General features: G+C 60.9%; 2 protein-coding genes and 3 tRNA genes. 4 read left to right on the top strand and 1 reads right to left on the bottom strand.

The window, feature by feature from the left end; all coding sequences use genetic code 11:
* A partial coding sequence (locus J5M67_RS27070; protein ID WP_207888498.1) for a DUF1631 family protein occupies positions 1-712 on the bottom strand: 712 nt, incomplete at its 3' end.
* Positions 713-926: 214 nt separating this feature from the next.
* On the opposite strand from J5M67_RS27070, the gene J5M67_RS27075 reads away from it, so the two are divergent.
* The 4 genes from J5M67_RS27075 to J5M67_RS27090 all read left to right on the top strand — a co-directional run.
* Positions 927-1,002 (top strand) — tRNA-Asn (locus tag J5M67_RS27075).
* A gap of 9 nt (positions 1,003-1,011) precedes the next feature.
* Positions 1,012-1,088, top strand: a tRNA-Pro gene (locus J5M67_RS27080).
* A gap of 6 nt (positions 1,089-1,094) precedes the next feature.
* Positions 1,095-1,170, top strand: a tRNA-Lys gene (locus J5M67_RS27085).
* Positions 1,171-1,540: 370 nt separating this feature from the next.
* Positions 1,541-4,655 (top strand): Ig-like domain-containing protein (locus J5M67_RS27090; RefSeq protein ID WP_207888499.1); only part of this gene is annotated, 3,115 nt, incomplete at its 3' end.

The following is a 4,655-nucleotide window of genomic DNA, read 5'->3' on the forward strand; positions in this document are numbered from 1 at the left end:
GTTTCGGGGCGGGGGGCTTTTCGGGCGCCTGGTACTTGAGGTTCGGCAGGATGCCGGCGTCGATCAGGCGCTGGTTGAGCTGATCGTAGAGCGGTGCCAGGTGCTGCATAACCTGTTGATCGAACAGCACATAAAGGATGGTTTTGACGCGCAGGGGAAAGGCGGCCTGCGCCAGCGTCTCGCTGTAGGCCCGGGCGATGGCCTGGGGGCCGAAGGGATTGCGGTCCTCGCCGATCCTGCTGCCGTTGTTGAGCAGCGCCAGGCGCTGGCCCAGCGCGAACAGTGGCTGAACGCACTGAGCCTTCACCTGGTTCACCATATTGATGATGAGCAGGGTCTCTTCATATTCATCGTGCTCGATCAGCGTCAGCCGATCCGCGTCCAGCTCGTCATAGGGGTTGTCTGCCGGCAACTTGCCTTCGAGGAAATCGCTCAGCCCCTGCGCGATCCGCTGGTGGTAGAAGCGCTCCAGCGCCGGCCGCTCCTTGCGGATCTGCCGCATGGCGTCGAAGAACAGAGCCTGGACCTGATTGTTCTCGGCCTTCTCGGCGCATTCGAACAGTGTGTCGTCGAGCTGGGAAAAGACGTTGCCGAGCAATTCGGCCAGGCGGTTCATCGCCATTTGCCGACAGGCTTGCATCAACTCGCCGAACCGCGGCTGGATGACGCGATTGGCGATCGACGAGGGTGGAGGGGTGTCCTTGGTGCTCATGCTCTTCCTGTCCGTGACCGGCCCGTTACACCCGTGGTGATCACACCTGTTATTCATGCAGATATAGCAATGCGCCTGCCTCCATGCAAAGCAGAGAAAAACTTTTTGGATCAGAGTGTTGACAGACGTTTCGATATACGTAAAATGGCGCGCCTCTGATACGGGATTCCGGTGAAGCCGGAAGATCAGTAGAGGAGATTGGAAGGCTCGTCGTTCCGCGATAGCTCAGTCGGTAGAGCAAATGACTGTTAATCATTGGGTCCCTGGTTCGAGTCCAGGTCGCGGAGCCAACTTCCAAGCGGGGTATAGCGCAGTCCGGTAGCGCGCCTGCTTTGGGAGCAGGATGTCGGGAGTTCGAATCTCTCTACCCCGACCAAAATTTGGGTCGTTAGCTCAGTCGGTAGAGCAGTTGGCTTTTAACCAATTGGTCGTAGGTTCGAATCCTACACGACCCACCATATTCAAGGTGTCTGAATATTCAGACGCTGGAGGCGGAACAAAGCCCGCTTCACCCAAAAGCCCACCTTATCAGGTGGGCTTTTTTGTTTCTGCTTCCCAGCGCGACCTTGTCGCGACCCTGTCTCTATCTGCATGAGTGCCTGGCTGCTCCGGGCAGCATCTGCCTTTGTCTTAAGGCAGGCTCCGCTCTAGTTCGCACCTCCGGAACTGCTCTCAGTGTGTATCGATCTGTGCATTTCCGTGTAAAAGGGTGTCTGGCAAGTCTGATCAGAAAACGCGGCGGTCTTGTCAGAGTGTTCTGATCTTCCCGCTTGCGTCGGAAAATTAAGCTTCTCACCTCGACACGTGTCCCTCCCGAGGTGGGTTTAAATGGCAATTGAAAATATCGGCCTTGTCGCCGTCACCGAGAACGCAGCCAAGAAGGTTGCAGTCAAGGCTGGTGGAAAGATCAAGGCAAGTACGGGTACCAAGTACCTTCTCCAGGTAGAAAACAGCGACGTCGCTCCCGAGAATGTCACGGTCAAGCGCGTGGGCAATGACCTGGAGGTCAGCTTCGAAGGCAGTGACAAGCCGGATCTGACCATCCAGGACTTCTTCGCCGATGGCATGGACAGCCAGCTCTACGGCGTGGCTGAAGACGGCCAACTCTACGCCTATGTGCGCACTGACGGTGAAGGCTTCTACGGGCAATTGCTACTGAGCGATGGCGAGTCGGCGCCCATTGCGCTGGGGGGGGATTCCCTGGCGGATGGCGCTCCCTATCTCGCGTCCACCTTCGATGATGCCGCCGGTTTCGTTCTGTGGCCCTGGCTGCTCGGTCTGGCCGGAGTGGGTGCCGCTGCTGCCGCCATCATCCATCACAACAAGGATGATGGGCACAAGACTCACACCAGTCCCGCCCCGACCAATACCAAGGTCATCGACGATGTTGGCCCGATCCAGGGCGAACTGCACAACGGCGACATTACCGACGATTCCCACCCGACCATTTCCGGCAACGGTGTGCCCGGCGCGACCATCCACATCTTCGACAACGGCAAGGAAATCGGCACCGCCATCGTGCAACCGAACGGCGGCTGGTCGTTCAACCCCGATCTGCCCGACGGCCCGCACAGCATCGACATCACCCAGGACGTGCCCGGCCAGAACCCCAGCGCGCCGATCAAGGTGATTGACATCGTCGTCGACACAACGCCGCCTACCGCACCGACCGCGGAAGTCGAAGGCGCCAAGACCGACGGCGAGCACACCTACAGCAACGACGACAAGCCGACCATTCATGGTACCGGCGAGCCGGGCAACACCATCATCGTCATCTTCCCCACCGGTGAGAGTGTGACCGCCGTCGTGGCCGAGAATGGCACCTGGGAGGCTCCGCAGCCGACTCAGCCGCTGCCCGAAGGTAACAACGACATCAAGGTGATCGAGCAGGACCCGGCCGGCAACCGGTCCGAGACCGTCCTTCCCGTGATCATCGACACCATCGCCCCTGACGCGCCGACTGTCTGGCTGGACCCGGACTCCGATACTGGGATCAAGGGCGACGACATCACCAGCGACACCAAGCCGACCATCGACGGCAAGACCGAGCCGGGCGCGGAAGTCACCGTGACCTTCCCGACGGGTGAAGTCATTACCGTGATCGCCGACGAGAATGGCGACTGGAAGGTCACCCCGACCCAGCCGCTGCCCGAGGGCGACAACAAGATCACCATCATCGCTACCGACGACGCTGGCAACGCGAGCGAACCGACCGTCATTGACGTGGTGATCGATACTTCCGTTCCGCCGAAACCGACTTTCGGCCCGGACGGCACCCTGTCCGACGTCTACGACAACGTCGAGCCGAAAGTGGGTGACCTGAACAGCGGTGACAGCACCAACGACACTCGCCCGACCTTCTCCGGTAACGGCGAAGCTGGCGAGATCATCACCCTCTACGACAACGGCCAGAAGATTGCTGAAGTCGTCGTGGGCGACGATGGCAAGTGGAGTTACGAAGCACCGGCCGGCAAGGACCTGTCCGAAGGTGAGCACGACATCACCCTGACCGTGACCGACGTCGCCGGCAACACCAGCGAGATGTCGGACCCGTTCGTGGTCATCGTCGACACCACGGCTCCCGATGCGCCGGCAGTCTGGCTGGACCCGGACTCCGATACTGGGATCAAGGGCGACGACATCACCAGCGACACCAAGCCGACCATCGACGGCAAGACCGAGCCGGGCGCTGAAATCACCGTGGTCTTCCCGACCGGTGAAAGCATCACCGTCACCGCCGACGACAAGGGCGACTGGTCGGTTACCCCGACACAGCCACTGCCCGAGGGCGACAACACGATCACCATCATCGCTACCGATGATGCGGGCAATGCCAGTGATCCGACTGTCATTCATATCGATATCGATACGACTGCTCCGGACTACTCCAAGCTGTCCATCACCGGTGTAATGGACAACGAAGGTCCGGTGACCGGCAACGTCGCCAACGGCGGTATTACCGATGACGCGCGTCCGGTTATCAGCGGTACCGGCACTGCCGGCGACACCATCACCGTGTATGCCAAGGACAGCACCGGCAACCATGCGATTGGTACGGCTACCGTGGGCGCCGATGGCACCTGGTCGATGCAGCCGTCGCAGCGACTGGTGTCGGGTCTGAATGACCTGACCGCTGTCGAGTCGGACCCGGCGGGCAACTCCACCGATCCGAGTGCGAAGTACAGCTTCACCCTGGATACCGGCAGCCCCTCCGTTCCGACCATCGAAAGCGTCTTCGACGATGTAGGGCCGTACACCGGCTTCCTGCAGAAGGGCGACGTGACCGACGACACCCAGCCGACCTTCAAGGGCACCGCGGAAGCGGGCTGCACCGTCAAGCTGTACGACGGCAGCACCCTGATCGGCAGCGGCCAGGCCGATGCCAACGGCAAGTGGGAAATCACCACCAGCGCTCTGGCCGATGGCCTGCACAACGTCACCGCGACCGCGACCAACACCGTAGGCCAGGTCAGCGAGCCGACCGGTGTCTGGAGCTTCAGCGTCGACACCAGCAAGCCGGCCAATGTGACCGACCTGCTCGTGCTCGACGACGTGGGTAACCAGACCGGTCCGCTGCACAATGGCGACACCACCGACGACGACCGTCCGACCTTCAGTGGCGGCGCGGAAGCCGGCGGCAAGGTCATCATCTATGACAACGGCACGAAGATTGGCGAAGCCGATGTGGGCGCTGACGGCAAGTGGGAATTCACGCCGACCACCCCGCTGAACAATGGCGACCATGCCTTCACCACCGAAGTGCTGGACAAGGCTGGCAACAGCAGCGGCCAGGGCGACGCCCTGAACGTCGTGGTTGATACCAGCAAGGTCGATGTGAGCATCACCCACGTGATCGACGATGTTGGTTCGATCAAAGGCGATATCGCCGCCAACGGCGTGACCGACGACGCTCGCCCGGAAATCCAGGGCAAGGGCAAGGCCG

This window comes from Pseudomonas sp. 30_B, from assembly GCF_017491605.1.
Lineage (GTDB): Bacteria > Pseudomonadota > Gammaproteobacteria > Pseudomonadales > Pseudomonadaceae > Pseudomonas.